The sequence below is a fragment of the Lactobacillus sp. UMNPBX15 genome, from assembly GCF_002553785.1.
Classification (GTDB): Bacteria; Bacillota; Bacilli; order Lactobacillales; family Lactobacillaceae; genus Lactobacillus; species Lactobacillus crispatus.
Genome location: NZ_PCYV01000013.1, coordinates 1 through 21258, shown reverse-complemented (window position 1 = coordinate 21258; position 21258 = coordinate 1). Strand labels below are relative to the sequence as shown.

The following is a 21258-nucleotide window of genomic DNA, read 5'->3' as shown; positions in this document are numbered from 1 at the left end:
GTAGGCCACTAGAACTCTTACATCAGGATCACCTCCACATACGTGGAGAATACGCTAACAAAGATCAAGACAACAAGATTGCAGTAGGATCACCTCCACATACGTGGAGAATACCGACTAAAATTGAGGGCTCTCCACTGGGCGTCAGGATCACCTCCACATACGTGGAGAATACAGATGTTTTTGATAGTGATGTTAAGTTAACTTAGGATCACCTCCACATACGTGGAGAATACCCAATCACACTTAAATTGCCGTCAACGATTTGGGGATCACCTCCACATACGTGGAGAATACCAAATTAAATCCTTACTGCAATAAAGAACGGCAGGATCACCTCCACATACGTGGAGAATACTAGGTGTATACATCTATTGAACCTTGTTTCTGAGGATCACCTCCACATACGTGGAGAATACTTTACACCACTTGCTAACCAACATTTAGTGGTAGGATCACCTCCACATACGTGGAGAATACTAAGGAGTTAACAAACCATTATTAATTGAGTTAGGATCACCTCCACATACGTGGAGAATACCTTATGTTGCTGCGCCGGTTACTGGAAGAATTGGGATCACCTCCACATACGTGGAGAATACCCGGTTTGGATTGTTTCCAGCCGAGTAGATATAGGATCACCTCCACATACGTGGAGAATACATTTAACTTACATTGAACAGTATAACAAGGATAGGATCACCTCCACATACGTGGAGAATACTAGTACCAGATGGCATGCAAACTCACAACAATAGGATCACCTCCACATACGTGGAGAATACATAGAAACGGAAGACCGCTTGCTAATGAAATTAGGATCACCTCCACATACGTGGAGAATACAAGCATTTTCTGGACATGCTGCTAAATATTTTGGGATCACCTCCACATACGTGGAGAATACAATTGGTAAAAATAGTGAATTTGACAAACTTAGGGATCACCTCCACATACGTGGAGAATACAGAACTTTTTAGAGTATCTGGTAAACCATTATAGGATCACCTCCACATACGTGGAGAATACCTGATATTGATTTTGAGAATAAAATCATTGACAGGATCACCTCCACATACGTGGAGAATACCCGATGATTTTAATAAAAATACTTCTTATAATAGGATCACCTCCACATACGTGGAGAATACCATAATTTTGCGCTGTATAAGCGCCTAAAATAGGGATCACCTCCACATACGTGGAGAATACTACCATTTCTTATTGATCCAATCGTAAATTGGAGGATCACCTCCACATACGTGGAGAATACCTAGACTTAATAGAGATATTAATTTACAAAGTAGGATCACCTCCACATACGTGGAGAATACAGTAAACAAATCCCTTTATAGCGCCAAATGAAAATACGCAAACACCATTTTTTCATCACTTTGATCCTACTACCAAGTATATCGATTTTTATTAAATAGACAACATCTGCTGGACATAATATTCAAATAAAAAGAGGAATCATAATATCATTCTGCTATGATTCCTCCTAAACAAATAAACAAAAATATTATTTGTCTGCCAATCTTTCTTGCTCACAATTAAGAATTTCACCCAAACACTTTAGCCATGACACTGCTTTATCATCCGCTTTTAACTAGCCTAACCAAAAGCATATTCACATATACTCATACTAACTTTTTGTTATTAATCGAAATTTAATTGTAACTTTATCGTAAAACTGCTGAGCTACAATAGTGTACGTGAATTAAGAGAGGAGACAAAAATCAGATCTTATCTGGTTTGTTTTTATAATGAAATTTCGTAAATTAATAATTTCTTTGTTAGGTACTGCATTATTAACTTCAAGCGTTGGTTTATCAACTACCACTGCTTCTGCTGATACGCTTGACGACTCACAAAATACAACTGAAGTTCAACCCAAGAACCTCAAGTGGGCTTATCCGTTTAAAGCCAACAAGAAAAATGGTGTTCGTCCAATGTATAATGCACAAACTTTTGGCATAACTAACTATATGCGTTCTACTACACCACCTTCCTACTTTCATGATGGTTGGGATTTTGGTTTTTCAGAAGTTGGGCATTCTAACGTATATGCAATTCATCAAGGGACTGTTAAAAAGGTTGCTTATGGCAACGGCCTTGGCTGGTTCATCTGGGTTATTAGTCCTGATAATTACGTTGAAGTTTACCAAGAAGGCTTTAATAAGAAAAAAGACATTTATGTTAAGACTGGTCAAAAGATTAAATTAGGTCAAAAGATCGGTAAGCTAACTGGCTCACACTTACACCTTGGCGTTACTCAAACAAATAAAGATTACATAAACAAATATGGTTTTCCATGTAAGAATTGGAACGTTAACAACGGAACTTGGCTCAATCCAATCGAGGTTATCAAAAGCAACTTAAAGAAATAGTTAACATAACCTAAAATATTGAAAGTAAAAAAGCAGGTCACAGCTTATAACAGTTATGATCTGCTTTTTATTAATCCCAATGTTCCTTGATAAACTTAGCTCTTCCACCAGCTTCTTCCATTGCATATCTAAGTGGATCTTTTTTATAAAAATCTTGGTGATATTCCTCAGCTGGATAAAATGGCTTAGCTGGTTCAATTTTAGTTACGATTGGTTTATCAAATTTACCACTAGCTTGTAATCTTTGCTTAGATTTTTCAGCTGCTTCTTTTTGAGCAGGTGAATTATAAAAAATTACTGGTCGATAATTATCACCACGGTCTTGGAATTGCCCCATCGCATCTGTTGGATCAGTTACTTGCCAATAATAGTTTAGCAATTGATCATACGATATTTTTGCTGGATCAAAGGTAATCTCAACAGCTTCAGTATGGCCAGTCGTACCTGAACAGACTTGCTCATATGTTGGATTAGCAACATGACCACCAGTATAACCAGAAACTACTTTTTCTACTCCGTCAACTGTATCGAAAGGTTTGACCATGCACCAAAAACAACCGCCAGCGAAAATTGCTGTGTCGTAGTTGGGGTTTGTCTTGGTATCAGTGCCTTCGGCTTGTTTATTATTCTCTGTCATTCTTTGAAATACCTCCATTTTATTTGAATTTTATTGTTTTTTTAAGTTAACTAGTATTATATACAAATAAAAATGAGATGCACTTTTTATTACTTGATGCATCCCATTTTATTTCTTTACAAATTATTGCGTCTTTCTTCAATATACTTTTCAATCTGTTCTAAATCATCTTCGATAGCAAGATTTAAAATAAAGTTTTTCGTCGTTGACCTCTTATTAATGTAAAGCTTACGGGCCTCATTTTTATCATTCCACTTTTTATTTACTTCTGTATATTTAGCTATTAAAAATCACTTTCAATAATGCTATAGCAATCACAATCAAAACACCAGTTAACAAAGCTCTTTTAGGATAGAACTTTAATGACCATTTAGTATTTTTGCCAGTATGAGTTAATTTTATATTTTTCATTTGTAAAAATACTTTCAATTTACTAAAATGAAAATATAGAAAAGGAAGGGAGTTCCGGTCCCCCTCTTCAATTATTCATTCCAAATTAATGGAAATTTCAAAAACCAGGATCCCAAGATTTAACTTGAAGTGAACTTTGATTTGTGGTTTTTTCTTTTGCACTTTGCAATTGGGCTTTCGGCATATTTGTCACCTCTTAGCTCCGATTCTCTTAGCCTCCTTTCACTATATACAACACACGCTTTTACGTGTAACGCGAATGATATTTAGAAAAATATGCCAAAAAAGCATCAATCTGGCCGTCTAAAGCCAAATGATGCTTTAATTGTTTTTTCACCAAAATCAATAGCCTAACTTAATGACACTGTTTTTACATAAACTTATTAAATTTATAATTCTTCATATTTTTTGCTCTTTAACTAATTTGTTATCAAAATTGAATACAACGATTAGTAGCTAAGTCCTTCTTACGATTACCAGATTACCAATTCATCTCGATTCTATTTTAGATTTCTTAGCATCTTTTCACTATATAAGTGAACGCAATCTCCGTGCACCATCAACAATATTTTTAAATAATATACAAAAGCAGTCACTCTATAGAAAATATTTTTCAGAGCAGCTATTTAGCCTCCACATGTGTGGAGAATACTACGGAAATGGCGGAATCACTCACGGTGCTGAGGGATCACCTCCACATGTGTGGAGAATACCACTAGTTATACACACGACGATACAACAATTACAGGATCACCTCCACATGTGTGGAGAATACGCCTGTTTGGACTTAAGCTCGGCACGTTTCTTGGGATCACCTCCACATGTGTGGAGAATACTGATCGGTTTGCAAAGTCTTAACAGCCTGTGCGAGGATCACCTCCACATGTGTGGAGAATACACTAAATGAATCCCGCTACAGCAACAATCCCTACCTAAAATCATAGCATTTTTTATTGCTTTTAACACAAAGTGTTTCTTTAATATCTATCGATATAAAAAAGAACCTACACAAAGTGCTTGCAAATTATTTCAGCCTGGTCATTCATTAAATTATATTGTCTTTTACTAAAGAAATCAGGGAGTCAGCATATATAGGCATAGAATTAGATAATTCTGATTTTGCAGGAAATTTTTTAATGATTTCATTTTGCCGACTAGCAATGTTCAAAACGTTATATTTTTTATCAACAAAACGTCCTAATTGCATCTTTTTTACAAAGGATGGAAAATCATAAAATTGAGATAACCATAGATTAGTCACTTCATTTTTATAAGCTCTAGCAAGCGGCGTGTTTTTATTACCTTCAAAATAATTTTTTAAATCAAATAAAGTAAAATCAATACGGTCCAAATATTTAATGTATCTAAGAGTATTGATCGTTGGTAATTTATGTCTTGGCCATACAAAATGCAGGGATGTTTGACTTCGTATTGTTTCATAAGCATCGATCCAGTCATCGAGATCAGGATAGTATTTAGCTAAACATTTTACTCCGCAAATAGCATCTGGACCTAATGCAATTTCACTGTTTCCCACCTTATCAATAAGACAAAAAGAGTTATTTTTCTTAGAAACATCGAGTTTATATTTTTCACCTAATGCAATATAAAGAAATTCATCACTAGAATCCGGATCTTGATATAAAGCATCTTCAACTTTATTCAAATAATTAGAATATAACTTTTTCAAGTCTTGATAAAATTCACTGTGATAAAAAAGTTTAAGCCTTTCGACATTTTCCTTATAACCCTGCGGCTTAAATTCTTGCTTTGTAAACATATCTTTCTCCATATAACTTAACCTCCACTCACGTGGAGAATACTTTTGTGGTACTGGATAACCACGATATACGAAAGGATCACCTCCACATACGTGGAGAATACTAAATGATCCACGATATATCAACATCCCTCAATCGAAATAATATCATTTTTAATCACTTTTAACAAAGACCAATAATAAAGCCATAATTACAAAAAGCCACTCCAAATAAAAAAGGAGCATTTCTGCTTCTTTTTGAATAGTTTTGCTCCCAAAGTGCCCCTAGGATTCAAATTTTATTTATAAATCCTTATATATCAAGGTTTAAGGGCTATCCATTAAACGATTTCTTGCTCCTTGAAGCGGCCATATACTTTTTCAACTTCACTAACACTCATGAAAGCATACGGATCTGCTCCTTGCACGATTTGGCGAATATCATACATATCATATCGATCAATAATGGTAATCAAAACTGTCTTTTCAATATGACTATATGCACCTTCAGCATCGTGCAAAATAGTGATTCCACGATGCATTCGATTCTGAATACCATCGATAATATGCTGTGGGTGCTGAGTAACAATCATTACTTGCATCTTCTGGTGTTGGGTGTAAACCGCATCGATTACTCGCCCATTAATAAAAATAGTTAAAGCGGAATAAAGAGCACGTGTCCAACCAAACATGTATCCCGCAGCAGCGATAATAATCAAATTAATAAAAATATTAAATTTTCCGTAACTAATGCCCGTTTTTTGCCTAATTACAATACCAATAATGTCCAGTCCACCAGTTGAAATACCGTTCTTTAATGCCATCCCAGTTCCAACACCGTTGATCGAAGCACCAAAAATCGCACAAACCAGTGGATCCAGGTGCATCTGCCAAAGTTGAATAGCGTGCATCATGATAGAACCTAGAACAACAGCAACGATGGTGAAGAAAGTAAATTTATGTCCTATCTTGAACCAAGCCAATATAAATAAAGGAAAGTTCAAAAGAAAGTACATCATTGATGTTGATAATGTAAACGGTAGATATCTTTCACTTACAGTATTAATTAATTGCGCAAAACCCGTGATTCCTGACGAGTACATATGCCCCGGCGTCCAAAAAAAGTTCAGGGCAACTGCAACCGCAATTGAATAAAAGAAGGCAGCTGACAATTTTGAAAGAAAATTGTAGCGTCGATTGAACTTATCAAGTTGATCCATAGTTTGTCAAATCCTTTGAGCGAATACTAATAATAAACACATTAATTTTAACAAAAGTTTTGCTTCTGACCAATCTAAATAGACATTTTTATCACTTTTGTTAAATGGAGCCAAAAATGATACTATTCAGTTAAATTATTAATTAGTCTAACCAGATAGAAAGGTGTCTTTCCATGAGTTCTTACTATGAATTAATGTGGCGTGACGATGAGCTAACCTCTTATACCACTGACAAGCTGAATTTTATCTACAACGCAATCAACCATCCTTTGTCTGTACGCTATAGACAACTATATCCTAATCGACTAGACTGGCAAAAAGCCTTGAACAGACACAATGCAGCTATTCAAAAAGTCAAAGACCTTCTTACTGAAAGAAAAGATAGTCATAATATACGTGAAGCTTGGCTTAAACTGCATCCCAATGCACAAACTAAAGCAAACAATGGTTTTACTGTTGAACAACTAGCTAATAAGTTCCCTTACATGGCAAAACAGCTTGGTGCCTTTATGGAAATTGAAAACATCGAAATCAAATACTTTGATGAAGAATTTAAGCCTAGATATGACTTAGATGATTTTTCTGATATTTTTTCTGCCAACTATCCCGCTAGTGGCTTTACGCAAAGTGGCATTACTCAAGAAGCTTTGCTGAAGCTCTACCCTAACGTCAGTGCTAAAAATTTAGATCAAATTTTAAAAATGGCCGACTGCGAATTCGAGCAAGAAAATGGCACTGAGGTTATTCCTTATTGGTATGCTGTCAATGCTAAAAGAATGCTAGTTGATGGTGATAGTTTTGCCGCAACCTTTGATGACTAAAAAACTGACCGTTTGGTCAGTCTTTTTTATTGGATAACTTGGATACCTTGTTCATCAGGATGTAAGATCAATGTCTCATCTTTTAAATCATGTTTACGTAAGCCCGACAAAAATCCAGCTACATGTTTATCTTCAATCCACGTCATAATAGTTGAACCTGCGCCGCTCAAATAAGTTGCCAAGGCATGTTTTGAATGAGCTACCTCCCGCACTTTTACAAGTTCTGGCACTAGTTTTTCTCGGTAAACTTCATGGAATACATCTTGTTCCATTAATTCTCCTGCTTTAGGGTAGTCTTGAGCAAACAAACTAGCAATTAAAGTATTAGCAACTGCTGAGCCATGCGTAGCTACGCCAAAAGCTAATTCTTTAGGCAAAACTGCTCTAGCTGTCTTAGTTTCCAAATTATAATCGGGTACATAAGCCACCAACGCATATGGAGGAAGTGGTGCTTCAACTGCATCAAAATGATGGTTAACTTCAGCACCAACAACCAAGCCGCCCAAAATAGTCGGTGCAATATTATCAGGATGTCCCTCGATTTTAGCTCCTAATTGAACCCTTTCTTCATCTGATAGTCCCAGCTTACCAATTTGATTAGCCAATTCAATTCCGGCAGCAATAGCACTTGAACTGCTGCCTAAACCATGAGCCAACGGAATATTGCTTTTGACGCGTAAATGAAGCGGTTGTAAACCTGGATAAACTGTTAGTGCAGTCTTAACAATTAAGTTTTTTTCATCATGTGGAATTCCTTTCATCACATGATCCACCTGAAAGCGATCGGCTAAGCTTAAAACTTCTACTTCCAAATAAAGTGAAACCGCCATGCCAAGTGAATCAAAGCCAGGGCCCAAATTTGCCGTTGAAGCTGGTGCTTTAATAATCATTTTTCTCCCTTCCTTTACTGTAAAATCTTATAGCTAGCTTTTAAATATTGATCTTGAATTGCTAAATCTTGGAGCTGTTGTCGACTAATATTTTCGGTTACAACTACAATTCTTGATTGTACTTGTTTAATCTCACGAACCGGAATTTCCAAATCAGAGAGTAATTTACTCAAATCAAACAAGGTCTCTTCTGCTTCGAAAGATAAATAATAGGAATACTTCACATCCTCCGAACTTGTTAATTGCATAACATGGGAGAAATTACTAAATGGCTGACCGGTGGTCTTTTTCACTACGTTTTTTATTTCAGTAATCACATCACTCATGACTGAATTAGCCGTTGCAGAGCTACCCGCACCAGGGCCTGTGAATACTGCTGTTCCTAGGCTTTGGCTCTTAATTTGTAAAGCATTTAGTTCATTTTTAATATGCGCCATAATCGCATTTTCTGGCAACAAACATGGAGCAACTTCTACAAATAATTTACCATTAATATTTTGGGCAATCCCAATCAACTTAATGACATAGCCTAACTTCTGAGCCTGTTTAATGTCAAAATCCTTTAGATTATTAATCCCTTGAATAGTAAAATCATCAATACTAATCTTAGTACCAAAAGCAAACTTGCTTAAAATTACAATCTTGTATGCTGCATCCTTACCTGTAACATCGTTAGTGGGATCAGCCTCCGCAAAGCCCAGCTCTTGAGCATTTTTCAGCGCTTCCTCGTAACTTAGTCCCTTTTCCCCCATTTGTGACAAAATATAATTCGTCGTACCATTAATAATTCCTTGAATTTCGGAAATAATGTCACTGGAATAAGAGGTAGCCAAGGTCCGCAAAATAGGGATCCCGCCTGCAACGCTAGCATCATACATTAAATCACACTTTTTACTTGCAGCTAAATTAATCAATTCCGAACCAAAAGTTGCCATTAAGTCTTTATTGGCCGTAACTACATTTTTTCCAGCATTGATTGCTGCAGTAATATATTCCTTAGCAGGATGAAGCCCACCTATTAATTCAACTACAATTTTAATTTCGGGATCTTGCAAAATCGAATCGAAATTTGTAGTTAGCATCACTTCGTTAGCTAAATTACGATGTTTTTCTGGATTACGTACTAGAGCTTTTTCAATGATGATTTCTTCACCACTTGTTTGTCTAATCTTCTTTTTATTATTTTTAATTATTTTTAAAACACCTGAACCAACTGTTCCTAATCCAAGCAATGCAATTTTGATGGCCATTTGATCTTATCCTCTTTTTAATGATTTTCTTATTTTTACGATTGTATCATAGGTGCTAATCAAGGTACAATAGTTATAATATTAATATTTCACAAGATAGGAAGATTGTTTATGCAATATCGTAGTACTAGAGGTTCAAAAGAAAACACTTTAACTGCACCTCAAGCAATTATTCAAGGCTTAGCTCAAGACGGTGGGCTTTACGTGCCTGTTGCCTTTCCTCAAGCTAATTTTAAGTTAGAAGATTTATCCAAACTTTCCTACAAGCAAATCGCTGCCATGGTTATTAGCTTATTCTTTGATGACTTTACTAAGGAGCAAATCACCACTGCAGTTCAAAGCGCTTATAGTGAACAATGGGATGATCGCAGCATTGTTCCAATCGAAAAGCACGATAACCGTTTTTACATGGAGCTTTTTCACGGTCCTACCCTTGCCTTCAAAGATATAGCTTTGCAAATGTTGCCACAATTAATGACCAGAGCTGTTCAAATTGAAAAGATTGCTAAAGATATTATTATTTTAACCGCTACTTCTGGCGATACTGGTACGGCATCAATGCGTGGCTTTGCTAATCAAAAGGGTACCGATGTCATAGTCTTTTATCCTGAAGGTGGCGTTAGTCCTGTTCAACTTAAGCAAATGCTCAGCCAACGCGGCAACAATTTGCGTGCAATTGCAATCAAAGGTAACTTTGACGATGCTCAAACTGAAGTTAAAAAAATCTTCAACGATGATTCTTTCAAAAACCGACTTAATGCTAATGGCTATCAATTTTCTTCAGCTAATTCGATGAATATTGGTCGTCTGGTTCCGCAAATTTCTTACTACCTCTACACCTATGGACAATTAGTACGCAGACAAGAAATTAAACTAGGAGACGAAGTTAACTTTGCTGTGCCAACAGGTAACTTTGGTGACATCCTAGCTGGATATTATGCTAAGAAATTAGGTTTGCCTATTAAAAAGTTGATTTGTGCATCTAATGAAAACAATGTATTGACTGATTTCTTTAATAATGGTGTCTACGATAAGCGACGTAAGTTCCATTTAACCAATGCACCAGCAATGGATATCCTAGTTTCCAGCAATTTGGAACGACTTTTATTTGACCTTTATGACGAAAATAACTATGAAGTCGCTAGTTTAATGAATCAATTGACTCAACGCGGTCATTATCAAGTTAGCGGTGAAGTTTTCACTAAATTACAAAAAAATTTTGCAGCTGGTTTTGCAACAGAAGAAGAGGTTAAATCAGAAATCAAACGGGTCTACAATTATGACCGCTATGTAATTGATCCACATACTGCTGTTGGCTCTTTTGTAGCAAATCAATATCAAAAGAAGACCGGCGATCAAACCCCAATGATCATTGTTTCAACGGCCAGTCCATATAAGTTCCCAGAAACGGTGTATGAAGCCATCACTGGTGGTCCTAGTATGCAAACTGGCGTCGGTGCAATTAAAGAATTGCATGATGAATTAGGCGGTCAATTATCAATCGGTGTGCGTGCCCTTTTTGATCGTGAACCCAAGACCGAAAAAATTATTGAACCAAATGATATGGAAAAAGAAATCAGTTCAATTTTAGATTTGAAATAATAGTTAAGGAAAAATAGATATGAAAGTTGTTAAATTTGGAGGTTCTTCCCTAGCCTCAGGTAATAGCGTAGATAAGGCCCTAAGTATTATTAATGCCGATCCCGAAAGACAAGTCGTTGTAGTCTCAGCACCGGGCAAAAGAACTGAGGATGATATTAAAGTAACCGATCTAATGATCACTTACGCATATATGAGCTTGAGGAGTAATAATTATCAAGACATCGCTACCCGTATTTTTAAGCGTTATGAATTAATTGCCCAATATTTTGAGCTGCCTGAAGCAGAATTAGAGGATATTAAGCAGCTTCTACTTACATTGCCGAAGCTAAGTTACCCTAATAATGACTACCGCATGGCAACCTTTAAAGCACACGGAGAACGTCTTAATGCAATTTTGATTGCTAAAATTTTAAATCATCAAGGAATTAAAGCACGATTTTTAGAGCCAAAAGATGTAGGTTTAATTGTCACTGGCACTTCTAATAATGCTGAAGTCAATCCTGAAACTTATGTGAACTTAAAAAGAATTAAGGCTGCAAAAGATGAAAAGATCATTTTTCCTGGCTTCTATGGCATTACACCATCAGGACATATTGCTACTTTCTCTCGCGGTGGTTCTGACATTACCGGTGCTATTCTAGCTAGGGGGTTAAACGCTGATCTTTATGAAAACTTCACCGATGTCGATGCTATTTTTTCAGCCAATCCCCATATCGTTGATCAGCCCAAGCCAATTAAAAGAATGACTTATCAAGAAATGCGGGAACTATCTTATGCGGGATTTTCCGTCTTTCACGATGAAGCCTTAATTCCTGCTATTCAAGGCGAAATTCCTGTCAATGTTAAAAATACTAATGCTCCAGAAAAACCTGGGACAATGATCGTACCAGAGGACGGCTTTATACCTAAACACACAATCACAGGTATTGCCGGAGGCAAAAACTTCGCGGCCCTTTATTTAAGAAAATATATGTTAAATAAAGGTGCTGGTTTCACCTTGAAGTTAATGGAAATTTTGCAAAAACATCACGTTTCATATGAACATATGCCATCAGGAATTGATGATATTACCATTATTTTCAAAAAAGATGTCCTAACTGATCAGTTAATTGATGTTATCTGTAATGAAATTCAAACTAGTCTAAATCCTGATCAAATGCAGTGGATTGATGATTATGCGATCACAATGGTGGTAGGTGAAGGGATGAAGGACAAGCTGACTTTATGTGCTAGCCTGCTTTACCCTCTTGGTAAAAAGAACATCTCCATTCAAATGATTAACCAGGGGGCATCCCAAATCTCAATTATGATTGGTACCAGACGGCAAGATGAAGAAGTAGTTATCAAAACCATTTATGATAATTTCATTGCTCAGGATAAAATTTAACATAAGCTATAATATAACAAATAAAAAAATGGTAAATCTGGTTATTAGTACCTTGATTTACCATTTTTACTTTATGAGATTATCTTTTTACTAAAAAGTAACTACTTTATACTCCAAATATTTTTCTCCATCAAAGTTCATTTTCACAATAAATGGATTCTTTGGCTGGATCATAGCAAAGGCTTCATATTTAAAGCTTGGATCATAGTAATTAATTACTGATCCAATTGCTGTACCATGTCCACCAATAATCATAGTTTGATCTTGATATTTGGACAAAACTAGCTTCAAAGCTACAACATTTCTCTTCTGCGTCTCTTTTAAAGATTCGCCATTTCTTAGCTTATAATCAAAATCTTCCCACTGTCTTTCACAATATTCATGAAAATTAGAAATCCACTCATCACCAATTTTTCTTTCTCTAAAGTCAGAAATAGATGATAATGTTAGTTCCTTCTCGTCTATAACTGGTTGAATTGTATCAATTGCACGCTTGAATGGACTAGAAAAAGCTTGGTCGATGTGTTTATCTCTAAAGTAATCAGTTACTTTTTTTCTATCTTGCAACCCCTTTTCTGTCAAAGGACGTGTTAAATCATCATGAACTGATAAATCAGGTTGAGCATGTCTTACAAAATATACTGTTGTCATAATTGTCTCCCAAGCAATAACATATTATATATTTTTTTACTACCGTTATTTGAATCAAATTTTACTTAATCCAATTTATAAATTCAATGATAATTTAATTTTTCCTTGCTCTAATTCAATTTTTCACGATACACTAAAAGCAAATATTTGTATACTCACGAAAGGATTTCATATGGGATTAGAAATACTCAATCATACTGATCAAAAATTAATTTCCAATGCCGATTTTTGGCAATTAGTTGATTTTCAAAGAGAATCAAATAAATTCTCTGAGTTTAAAGGTATTTCCTTTGTTTCCAACATTAAATTTATTGAGAAAAATCTTCTACCACGTTTTGACCAGATCACACTAATTCTTGGACTAACTGATAATGGATCAAATTCAATTGGCAAAAGAATTGACCAAATTTTAAATAAGCGTCGTGATTTGATTGAATATAGTTACGAGCACCAAGATAGTACCTTCACTAAACGCATTTTAGATGGTAGTTTACAACTTTTCTTCACCAAACAGAATTTGATTCACACTAAGCTTTATTTAATGAGAAATCAAAGCAAGTACTCCGTCTTTTCGGGTTCAATGAATCTTACCGATGCGGCTGTTAATAAAAATATGGAGCAATTAGTTTGGGACTACGGCAATACTTCTGATCCATTGTTCAATTGCTACCAACAAATGTTTCAGGATAACCTTGATCAAGCTGCAACATACATTGATGCTAAAAAATTATCTGGTTATTTAAAAGACAAAGATAAAGAAGAGCTACGCATTCATGTGATGCAGGATTCTTCTCTAGAAATTAAAAATAGTCCTAATTCAACTGGTAAAGACATCATCATTCTTCCAGCTGAAGAGATCAAAAAGTATCGTGACCATTACAGCAAAGATGATGAATTAAAGAAATTATCTGAAAATGAAAAGCTTGTTGCTTCACAAACAGTTACTTTATTTGGTGAAGGTGGCAATAAAAGACGTAAGCTAGATACAATCGGGCAAGATTTATATAGCTTAACTCAGCACATTATTCGTCAAGACAAAAAGGCAAAAGCAGATACAACACAAATTGAAAAAGAAGAAGATCTCTTCCCTGTTCCTGTTCAGTTTTACAATAATGGTCAATTATTCCAAGCCTCTAAAATTGGTGATAACATCCCTTCTGAAGTTATTACTTCTGATTTAACTGAAGAGCAATTAAAAAATGCACTTCAGCTTTTCTGTGATATCACTCATGAATATAATACTTACAAAGAAGTTGGTGAAGGCTGGCAAGCTTGTGACTTTATGTTGTTTCTGTATGAATCACCATGGCTTTGGAAAATCCGCAATTTATATGAATTATCTGGAAGCAACGTATCTAGAGAGGACGTGCCTATTGCTACAGCACTAATCGGACAAGGTCGAACTGGTAAGTCCACCCTAGGGAAAAGAATAGCCGCTAAATTAATTGGTGCTCATAATTTCTTAGATAGTGGAATGATGGATCCAAAGAATTATGCCTTTGGCAAGAGTAATATCAATATGACAATTACCAACACGCTAAGTGACTATGTATATACAAATGGTCCTGTAAGTCCATTAATGATTGATGATGTCAGTCCTGAACTTACAACGCGTACTTACTTTGAAAGATTCATCAAGGAAGTTACTAACAACCGTAATTTAACTCATCCCTCACCAGCATTCATTTTCACGATGAATAGACAAGAAAGCTCTATTAAATCACAATTTTCACTAAAGCCTGAAATTATGCGTCGTTTATGGTACTTAAGCTTTGAATCTACTTTTTCAGGTGGAAGTGATCAACGTAATGCAGCATTAACTAGCTTATTTAGCCGTGCAAATGATGATCTTTTTAAATATTGTCAAGTTGAATTAGCAAAATTCTTTACTAACGTTAGTGTTGAAGACGCGCAGAAGATTGAAAGAGACTTCTTATATCCAATCAAGCATGTTTTAAAAACTGCACTTGATAAATTTGATATGTATAACCAAGTCAGCAAGTATTTTGAAGAAAATTACGATTATTCCCTATTCGTTGGTCGAAATGACTGGGGAATGTTAATCAATCAAGCAAAAATTGGTAGCGATATCTTATTTATTAAACAAGATGACCGGCTAAAAGCTCAAATCAATAAAGAGCTTTTCAATAAAATCTCCGATCAAACGGCGAAAAACAGTGGCTCTACTATGCTTGATCGCTACTTTAAATATTTGCCTAGAAAATATCACATTGCATCACAACAAACTAGTACTGGCTTTATCCTTGACGTGGAAAACTTTGATAAATGGCTTGATGATGATACGTTAATGAATAAGTATCAAAATAGTAGTTCATTTAGAGATAAGCAACAACGAGACAATCAAGCACAATTAACTCAAACAGTTGATATGCTGGCTAAGGCAATGTTAGAAGATCGTGAACAACGACGAAAAGAAGAGGCTAAAAAGAACCATAGTTGGTTTGGTAATCTCTTCCATAGAAATTAGATTGTATCATTCAAAATAAGGCTTCTAACCTATCATGGCTAGAAGTCTTATTTGCTATATGGATAATAATGTTGAGATTTAGATTGATATTCTTTTACTGAAATTATTTTATTTTGATCATTAAAATCTATAATTGAGATACCGTAAAATTCACTAATTTTTTTCTGGTAATTACATTTAAAATGCCATTCAACAATACATGTATTTTCATTAATTAATATCTTTTCTATTGGCCAAGCAATTACTTTTCCCTGCTTGTTCCATTTTTCAAACCAATATATTATCTCCTTTTTATTTCTATAAATAGGTCCATAGCACTCACTATATGTAGCATTTTCATCAAAGATAGATTTAATAACTTCAATATTTGGTTTAAGCCATGACTGGAAATAGTCTCTAATTATCTGTTTTTTACTCACCTAAAGTGATGTCCATTCTTTCCTGTGAAAATGATTAAACAAATTTTTATTTTCCTTCAATAATTGCTGAACTCCCTGCTTATCATGTACTGCAGTATCCTTATCCTCCAATAAAGTTAGAATAGAATCTAGTTTCTGATAATCAATACTTCCAAGTGATAAGGTAACCTTCGTTCCTTTATTTAGATCTAAGATTAAATCTAGATAGTCGGGATTAAAATCAACGGGACTGAGACGCAAATTTTTACGATAAACAACAGAAGCATTTTTTATCTCTGACAAATTAATGATTTGCTTATCTTTTTTACGCAAACCAAGTAACTGCAGCAATTTTAGTGCATCATTGCTATCATAAGTGATAGATGTGATATTCTTACTATCAATTTGCCAATATGAACTGAAACAAGTCGGTAAAGTGACAAATACGCCTAAAATTAGTACAATAAGAAATAGCCACCAAGGTTGATAACCAAATCCTGTTAAAAACAGTGAAAGAAAAATCACCACAATTATACCGATTAAAACATGACTCAATTTAACAGGATTTCCAACAATAATTCTGTCTTTCATTGTGCTCACCTTCTTATTTATTTTCCTACACAATATTATAAAGCGCTTTCAAAATAAACCTTTGAGGTAAAACTTATGAAAATAGGTATTATTCAAGCTACATCGCAAAAAAGTAAAAATTTCATATTAGAGAAGTATATCCAAGAATCTGTAGGATCCAATGATCAAGTATTCAATTTTGGTATTTATCAAGATAGTTCGGCTAGTCTAGCTTACGTGCAAGTTTCCCTAGCTGTTGCATTATTAATTAATAGCAAGGCGACTGACTTCATTGTGACAGGATGTACTTCTGGACAAGGAATGATGCTTGCATGAAATACTTTTCCTAATATTCAATGTGGTTATATCCCCACTCCACAAGATGCTTTTCTTTTTGGTCATATCAATAACGGCAGTGTTGTCTCCTTTCCACTAGGACTTAATTGGGGTTGGAGTGGTGAAATCAATTTTGAGCAGACTATAAAAAATCTTTTTGAACAGCCTTGGGGACAAGGTTATCCTCCTTCACAAGCAAAAAGAAAGATAAGAAATGCTCAAGAAGTTAAAAATCTCAACGTAATTAGTAAGAAATCAATGATTGACATTATACCTAAAATTGATCCTGATCTTATTTTCCCTGTGCTCAATTATGAACCGATTTATAACTTCATAATTAAAAACGGAACCGATCAAAAATTAATTTCAATTATCAAAAGGATAAAAAATGACTACAAAAATTGAAAAAATATCTCCTAAAATCTACAAAGTAACTGATAACGATAAGCATCTAGGCACTATTTCTACTTATCACAATCTTTTTCATAACAAATATATTTATCTAAAATTCAATCTAAGTGATTACTCTGTAAATATTCCATTTTCAAAAATAGTTCAAGCAGAGCACCAAGCATTGCAAGTCATGATTGATTCAAATGAAAATCCAATCGTAGATTTTTTATTAAGAAATGGTTTTATCTGCAAACGACACTGTTATACGCTTACCGTTAACAAAAAAGATTTAAAAATTGAGATCAATAACAAATTATCTCTTCATTTTTTCAATACAGAAAGTCCCGATTACAGAACATGTTGCCAATTACTTTATAAATATTACAAACAAGTTCATCAATCTGTGTCACCATTAACTGCTAATATTGACACGTTTATCCAAGAAGTTCCAACAAAAACTGGATATTATAGTACTAATGAACTCGGAGAAATAGATAATCTTGTATTCACTGAAAACAACGAGATTGCATACATCTGTTCTTGGGATAGGTTTAGTTCTAATAATTTTATTGAAACTATTCTAGTTAAAATGTTTCAAAATTATCCTTCAATATTTTTTGAAGCAGACGATACTGACTGGATGGCTTATCAATTATTAAGCTATTTTAAAATAAATAAGAATAACAGTTTCAATACCTATATCTTTCCAAACTAAAGTAAAGACACTGCAACCCTAAAAATGCAGTGTCTTTCTTCAACTATTCTTTTACTAAATGAATCTCTCGATCAAACAACTGATGCATTCCTTCATTAAAGTTATGGGCAATAAAAACAATCGTCGTTTTGCTTTTCAATAAATTCTTCAAAATCAACATTGTAGCTTTCTGATCAATTGCACTAGTTCCCTCATCAATCAAGATAATATCACTATTGTGAACTTTTGCTCTAGCCAATACAATTTTTTGTCTTTGACCTCCGGAAATATTTAGCTTATCAAGATTAATCTTTTCATCTAGTCCTTCAGTAAACTTAGCGATATCATCAGCAAAGTTCACTTCATTTATTACTTGTTTAACTTTTCCATTCAGTTTTTCATTAAACATCGTAATATTTTCTTCAATCGATGCTGGAAAAACTACTGGATCTTGCGGTAAATAACCTATCTTACTCAAATCAGGATTAATTTTCTTACCAGCCTTATCCTCATAAACAACTTTACCTGCACTAGGCTTAAGTTCACCTAAAATTAGTTTAAACAAAGTAGACTTACCTGCACCAGAATCACCAGTTAATAAAATCTTTTCACCCTGCTTAATTTTAAGATCAGGATAAGTCAATTTTTCTCCATTAGGAAACTTTAAAACTAAATCTTCTGTCTTAATTACACTAGGCATAGCTACGTCTTTTTCAGCTTGCACTGGAATATCACTAGCAGCTTCATCAACTTCGGCAAGTAATTTTTTACTACCTTTCATTGCTCCTAACCCGTTAGTAAGTGTATCAATTCCTCCATTTAAGTAATACCGAAAATTACCGACTACCAATAAGGCACCAATTGGAATTTGATGATTTTTAACCAACCAACCAGCAAGCACAAACAATGCTAAACCAAAAGCCGCGGAAACAATTCCATTTACAGCATTAAGCAGTTTAATATAAGCCGTTTGCTTAACATTAGCATCTTCTAATTTTTTTGATGTTTTTTCTATTACGGAAAATAGTTTAGCTCCAGCTAAAAATTGTTGAAGTTGATCCAGACCAGATAACCAATCATTTAATGTATCTAAATATTTTTGATTGCTGTCAGAAATTAATTCTGTTGCTTTTTGTAACGGCTTTTCTGTTAACTTTGGCAGCAAAAGAGAAATAGCTACCATCAAACAAATAGCCAGCAATAATTGCCAACTCAATAAAATAAGATAAATTAAAACAAAAACGATCGTTGACACACCATAAATCAATAAGAAGACATTAATAAAGTAGTTATTGTTAAGCATTTGTAAATCATTAGTCAAACGATTTTGCATCTGTGCAACAGTATGCTTTTTCCCGTCATAATAATATCGCTTAACAATTTTATCTCTAACTTGATCATTTAAGTCTTGTACCTGAGCCTGCTGCTGATAATCAACTAAAGCACTCACACCATAGTCAACTAACATAATCAGAAAAGCAAGAACATCGATTAAAATAAACTTAGTCCAATTACGACTTAAAAGGATATTCGTCTCTTCTTGTACAACGTAAGTATTGGTAATTGATAAAGCAGGAATAATAATCCAACCAATTGCAGTTAACCAGAAACGAATTGGATTGGTTTTAATAAAAGCTTTTAAATTCATCTTACTTTATCCCCTTTCTTACTTTTTAATTTAATTTCTTGATCAAATTTTGCTTTTAATTCTGGCGTAAAGTTGTGAGCAATCATCAAAATAGTTTGATCTGTTTTGAGCAATTCATCAATGATTTTTTCGGTAGCTTTTTGATCGATCGCACTAGTTACTTCATCCATTAAAACAAACGATTGCTCGTGTATTTCCGTTCGCGCTAAAACAACTTTTTGCCGTTGTCCACCAGACAAATTTTCACTTTTTAGATCAATTGTTGTATTAACACCATCTGGCATTTTGGCTAAGTCGGATTGGAGTTGAACTGCTTGAACAACATCTTGAAGCTTATCCTGCAAATTTTCGTTAAACATTGTAATGTTCTCTTTGATCGTTGCGGGAAAAACTACTGGATTTTGCGGCATATTGCCAATTCTAGCTTTTCCTTCAGGAATGATAGTTTCATTTTCATCTAGATAGGTCACCGTACCAGATTCAGGTTTTAGCTTACCTAACAAAACATTAAACAAGGTTGATTTTCCTGTTCCTGAATCGCCAGTAAGCAAAACTTTCTGCCCTTTTTTTATTGTAAAATCAGGATAAAAAATTGTTTCCCCCTGATCGTATTTTACAGACAAGCCTGAAACTTTAAGACCGTAGGCTGATACTTTATCTTTATTTTCATCAGGAACTTGCTTTCTTAAATCGGTAATCTGTTCGCGTAAAGCCTTAGTTGACTTAACTTGCGTTAACGACTGAGTAATATTCCAAATTGCTGAAAAAATCGTAAATGCAAAACCACTAGCAACTGCAAAATCACCGAATGAAATCATATTAAGCAAAAACATGATTCCAGCAATAAAGCTCATACCAATTTGTGCAATTGAAGTGCTAAAAGCATTAATCAAATAACTTACACTTCTTAATTTTGCACTACCCTTACTTGCGTCCACATAATCACTACTTGATCGATGAATTTGCTTAACCAAACGACTGTATGCACTATAACGACGTAGTTCCTGCAATCCACCAAGCCAATGAGCAATTGTATTTAACAGCTTTTCATTCTTTTTATTTACTTTATCTGTGGCAGCTGATGTTTTCTTCTCCATAATTTTAGGAGCAAAAAGTGTAATCACAGCTAAAATGGCAGTAACCAAAATTAGAATCCAGTTCATGCTTGCTAGTAAAACAATAGCAATCACAATCTCTAAAACCCCACTTAAAATAGTAATCCAAGGTGTAGCATAATCATCTGATAAGATTTTTAAATTGGCTGTTAATCGGTTCTGCATACTAGAGACTTTTTCATCACTTTTTTCATCATAGTAATGATGCATGATTTCTTGCCGAATTTTATGCAGATAGTTTTGCGTCTGCCTAGTGAAAACAACGGTAGTAATTGGTAAAAGCAACGAAGTGAATAATGCTAAAACAAACTGCATTATTTGCCAATAAACATATGTATTAAAATTACCAGCAGTAATTGAATTCAGAGCATATTTAAATAAATATTCACTAAAACTCCCAAATAATGCGTATAAAACATACAATAAGATAATAATGCAGGCTCGAAACACATTGCTTTTAAATAGCTCTTTTAAACTCATACTTCTCCTCCATTAATCATTAATAAAAACATTTATCATCCTTTAATATTACTACACAAAAATGAAACTGTCAAATCTTTTGTGTAAATAGATCTTTCTCGTAAATTGATTTTTTAAT

17 protein-coding genes and 2 CRISPR repeat arrays (1 of these 19 only partly in view) are annotated in these 21258 nt (G+C 34.4%); of the genes, 7 read left to right on the top strand and 10 right to left on the bottom strand.

Features of this window, described 5'->3' with window-relative positions; all coding sequences use genetic code 11:
- Positions 1–1334: a CRISPR direct-repeat array (repeat unit 28 nt; unit sequence GGATCACCTCCACATACGTGGAGAATAC); it reaches 953 nt to the left of the window's first position.
- Between the two features lie 432 nt (positions 1335–1766).
- On the top strand, positions 1767–2390 hold the full coding sequence (locus CP366_RS04725; RefSeq protein ID WP_005719132.1) for a M23 family metallopeptidase: 624 nt from the start codon (positions 1767–1769) through the stop codon (positions 2388–2390).
- A 70-nt stretch (positions 2391–2460) separates the two neighbouring features.
- Here CP366_RS04725 and msrA read toward each other — a convergent pair whose 3' ends face one another.
- The 3 genes from msrA to CP366_RS04710 form a co-directional block, all read right to left on the bottom strand.
- Complete coding sequence (gene msrA, locus CP366_RS04720; RefSeq protein ID WP_089148065.1) at positions 2461–3027, bottom strand: peptide-methionine (S)-S-oxide reductase MsrA; 567 nt, start codon at positions 3025–3027, stop codon at positions 2461–2463.
- Positions 3028–4062: 1035 nt separating this feature from the next.
- Positions 4063–4336: direct repeats of the CRISPR family, unit length 28 nt; unit sequence GGATCACCTCCACATGTGTGGAGAATAC.
- 147 nt (positions 4337–4483) lie between these two features.
- Positions 4484–5230, bottom strand: a complete 747-nt coding sequence (locus CP366_RS04715; RefSeq protein WP_089148064.1) for a hypothetical protein — start codon at positions 5228–5230, stop codon at positions 4484–4486.
- A 308-nt stretch (positions 5231–5538) separates the two neighbouring features.
- Positions 5539–6417, bottom strand: a complete 879-nt coding sequence (locus CP366_RS04710; RefSeq protein WP_061204761.1) for a YitT family protein — start codon at positions 6415–6417, stop codon at positions 5539–5541.
- A gap of 173 nt (positions 6418–6590) precedes the next feature.
- Here CP366_RS04710 and CP366_RS04705 point away from each other — a divergent pair, with 173 nt between their 5' ends.
- Complete coding sequence (locus CP366_RS04705) at positions 6591–7238, top strand: temperature-sensitive replication protein (protein ID WP_089148063.1); 648 nt, start codon at positions 6591–6593, stop codon at positions 7236–7238.
- A gap of 26 nt (positions 7239–7264) precedes the next feature.
- Here CP366_RS04705 and thrB read toward each other — a convergent pair whose 3' ends face one another.
- Complete coding sequence (thrB, locus tag CP366_RS04700; protein ID WP_089148062.1) at positions 7265–8128, bottom strand: homoserine kinase; 864 nt, start codon at positions 8126–8128, stop codon at positions 7265–7267.
- Between the two features lie 14 nt (positions 8129–8142).
- Positions 8143–9378, bottom strand: a complete 1236-nt coding sequence (locus CP366_RS04695) for a homoserine dehydrogenase (RefSeq protein ID WP_089148061.1) — start codon at positions 9376–9378, stop codon at positions 8143–8145.
- Between the two features lie 111 nt (positions 9379–9489).
- Between CP366_RS04695 and thrC the strand changes: the two genes are divergently transcribed.
- Positions 9490–10980: a threonine synthase gene (gene thrC, locus CP366_RS04690; RefSeq protein ID WP_089148060.1), complete on the top strand. Its 1491-nt coding sequence runs from the start codon at positions 9490–9492 to the stop codon at positions 10978–10980.
- A 19-nt stretch (positions 10981–10999) separates the two neighbouring features.
- Positions 11000–12367: an aspartate kinase gene (locus CP366_RS04685; RefSeq protein WP_054833014.1), complete on the top strand. Its 1368-nt coding sequence runs from the start codon at positions 11000–11002 to the stop codon at positions 12365–12367.
- A gap of 90 nt (positions 12368–12457) precedes the next feature.
- On the opposite strand, the gene CP366_RS04680 is transcribed toward CP366_RS04685, so the two are convergent.
- Positions 12458–13018: a histidine phosphatase family protein gene (locus tag CP366_RS04680; RefSeq protein ID WP_089148059.1), complete on the bottom strand. Its 561-nt coding sequence runs from the start codon at positions 13016–13018 to the stop codon at positions 12458–12460.
- 172 nt (positions 13019–13190) lie between these two features.
- Here CP366_RS04680 and CP366_RS04675 point away from each other — a divergent pair, with 172 nt between their 5' ends.
- Positions 13191–15506: a phospholipase D family protein gene (locus tag CP366_RS04675; RefSeq protein WP_089148058.1), complete on the top strand. Its 2316-nt coding sequence runs from the start codon at positions 13191–13193 to the stop codon at positions 15504–15506.
- A 47-nt stretch (positions 15507–15553) separates the two neighbouring features.
- Here the strand turns inward: CP366_RS04675 and CP366_RS04670 are convergent, their stop codons facing one another.
- Complete coding sequence (locus CP366_RS04670; RefSeq protein ID WP_089148057.1) at positions 15554–15925, bottom strand: nuclear transport factor 2 family protein; 372 nt, start codon at positions 15923–15925, stop codon at positions 15554–15556.
- Positions 15926–16495 (bottom strand): hypothetical protein, encoded by a 570-nt coding sequence (locus tag CP366_RS04665; RefSeq protein WP_089148056.1) that lies wholly within the window; start codon positions 16493–16495, stop codon positions 15926–15928.
- Positions 16496–16570: 75 nt separating this feature from the next.
- Here CP366_RS04665 and CP366_RS04660 point away from each other — a divergent pair, with 75 nt between their 5' ends.
- Positions 16571–16810, top strand: a complete 240-nt coding sequence (locus tag CP366_RS04660) for an RpiB/LacA/LacB family sugar-phosphate isomerase (RefSeq protein ID WP_089148055.1) — start codon at positions 16571–16573, stop codon at positions 16808–16810.
- Between the two features lie 388 nt (positions 16811–17198).
- Positions 17199–17918 carry a hypothetical protein gene (locus CP366_RS04655; protein WP_057726910.1) on the top strand — a complete coding sequence of 240 codons (720 nt, stop codon included), beginning with the start codon at positions 17199–17201 and terminating at the stop codon, positions 17916–17918.
- Between the two features lie 43 nt (positions 17919–17961).
- On the opposite strand, the gene CP366_RS04650 is transcribed toward CP366_RS04655, so the two are convergent.
- Both CP366_RS04650 and CP366_RS04645 read right to left on the bottom strand, forming a co-directional pair.
- A complete protein-coding gene (locus tag CP366_RS04650; protein WP_089148054.1) occupies positions 17962–19545 on the bottom strand; it encodes an ABC transporter ATP-binding protein in 1584 nt (527 codons plus the stop codon).
- On the bottom strand, positions 19542–21140 hold the full coding sequence (locus CP366_RS04645; RefSeq protein ID WP_165518574.1) for an ABC transporter ATP-binding protein: 1599 nt from the start codon (positions 21138–21140) through the stop codon (positions 19542–19544). The genes CP366_RS04650 and CP366_RS04645 overlap by 4 nt, the downstream gene beginning before the upstream one ends.
- Between the last annotated feature and the right edge of the window lie 118 nt (positions 21141–21258).

Bases quoted from the DNA above. Each gene is read 5' to 3' on its own strand.
- CP366_RS04725 (WP_005719132.1), top strand. From the start codon at position 1,767: ATGAAATTTCGTAAATTAATAATTTCTTTGTTAGGTACTGCATTATTA.
- msrA (WP_089148065.1), bottom strand. From the start codon at position 3,027: ATGACAGAGAATAATAAACAAGCCGAAGGCACTGATACCAAGACAAAC.
- CP366_RS04715 (WP_089148064.1), bottom strand. From the start codon at position 5,230: ATGGAGAAAGATATGTTTACAAAGCAAGAATTTAAGCCGCAGGGTTAT.
- CP366_RS04710 (WP_061204761.1), bottom strand. From the start codon at position 6,417: ATGGATCAACTTGATAAGTTCAATCGACGCTACAATTTTCTTTCAAAA.
- CP366_RS04705 (WP_089148063.1), top strand. From the start codon at position 6,591: ATGAGTTCTTACTATGAATTAATGTGGCGTGACGATGAGCTAACCTCT.
- thrB (WP_089148062.1), bottom strand. From the start codon at position 8,128: ATGATTATTAAAGCACCAGCTTCAACGGCAAATTTGGGCCCTGGCTTT.
- CP366_RS04695 (WP_089148061.1), bottom strand. From the start codon at position 9,378: ATGGCCATCAAAATTGCATTGCTTGGATTAGGAACAGTTGGTTCAGGT.
- thrC (WP_089148060.1), top strand. From the start codon at position 9,490: ATGCAATATCGTAGTACTAGAGGTTCAAAAGAAAACACTTTAACTGCA.
- CP366_RS04685 (WP_054833014.1), top strand. From the start codon at position 11,000: ATGAAAGTTGTTAAATTTGGAGGTTCTTCCCTAGCCTCAGGTAATAGC.
- CP366_RS04680 (WP_089148059.1), bottom strand. From the start codon at position 13,018: ATGACAACAGTATATTTTGTAAGACATGCTCAACCTGATTTATCAGTT.
- CP366_RS04675 (WP_089148058.1), top strand. From the start codon at position 13,191: ATGGGATTAGAAATACTCAATCATACTGATCAAAAATTAATTTCCAAT.
- CP366_RS04665 (WP_089148056.1), bottom strand. From the start codon at position 16,495: ATGAAAGACAGAATTATTGTTGGAAATCCTGTTAAATTGAGTCATGTT.
- CP366_RS04660 (WP_089148055.1), top strand. From the start codon at position 16,571: ATGAAAATAGGTATTATTCAAGCTACATCGCAAAAAAGTAAAAATTTC.
- CP366_RS04655 (WP_057726910.1), top strand. From the start codon at position 17,199: ATGACTACAAAAATTGAAAAAATATCTCCTAAAATCTACAAAGTAACT.
- CP366_RS04650 (WP_089148054.1), bottom strand. From the start codon at position 19,545: ATGAATTTAAAAGCTTTTATTAAAACCAATCCAATTCGTTTCTGGTTA.
- CP366_RS04645 (WP_165518574.1), bottom strand. From the start codon at position 21,140: ATGAGTTTAAAAGAGCTATTTAAAAGCAATGTGTTTCGAGCCTGCATT.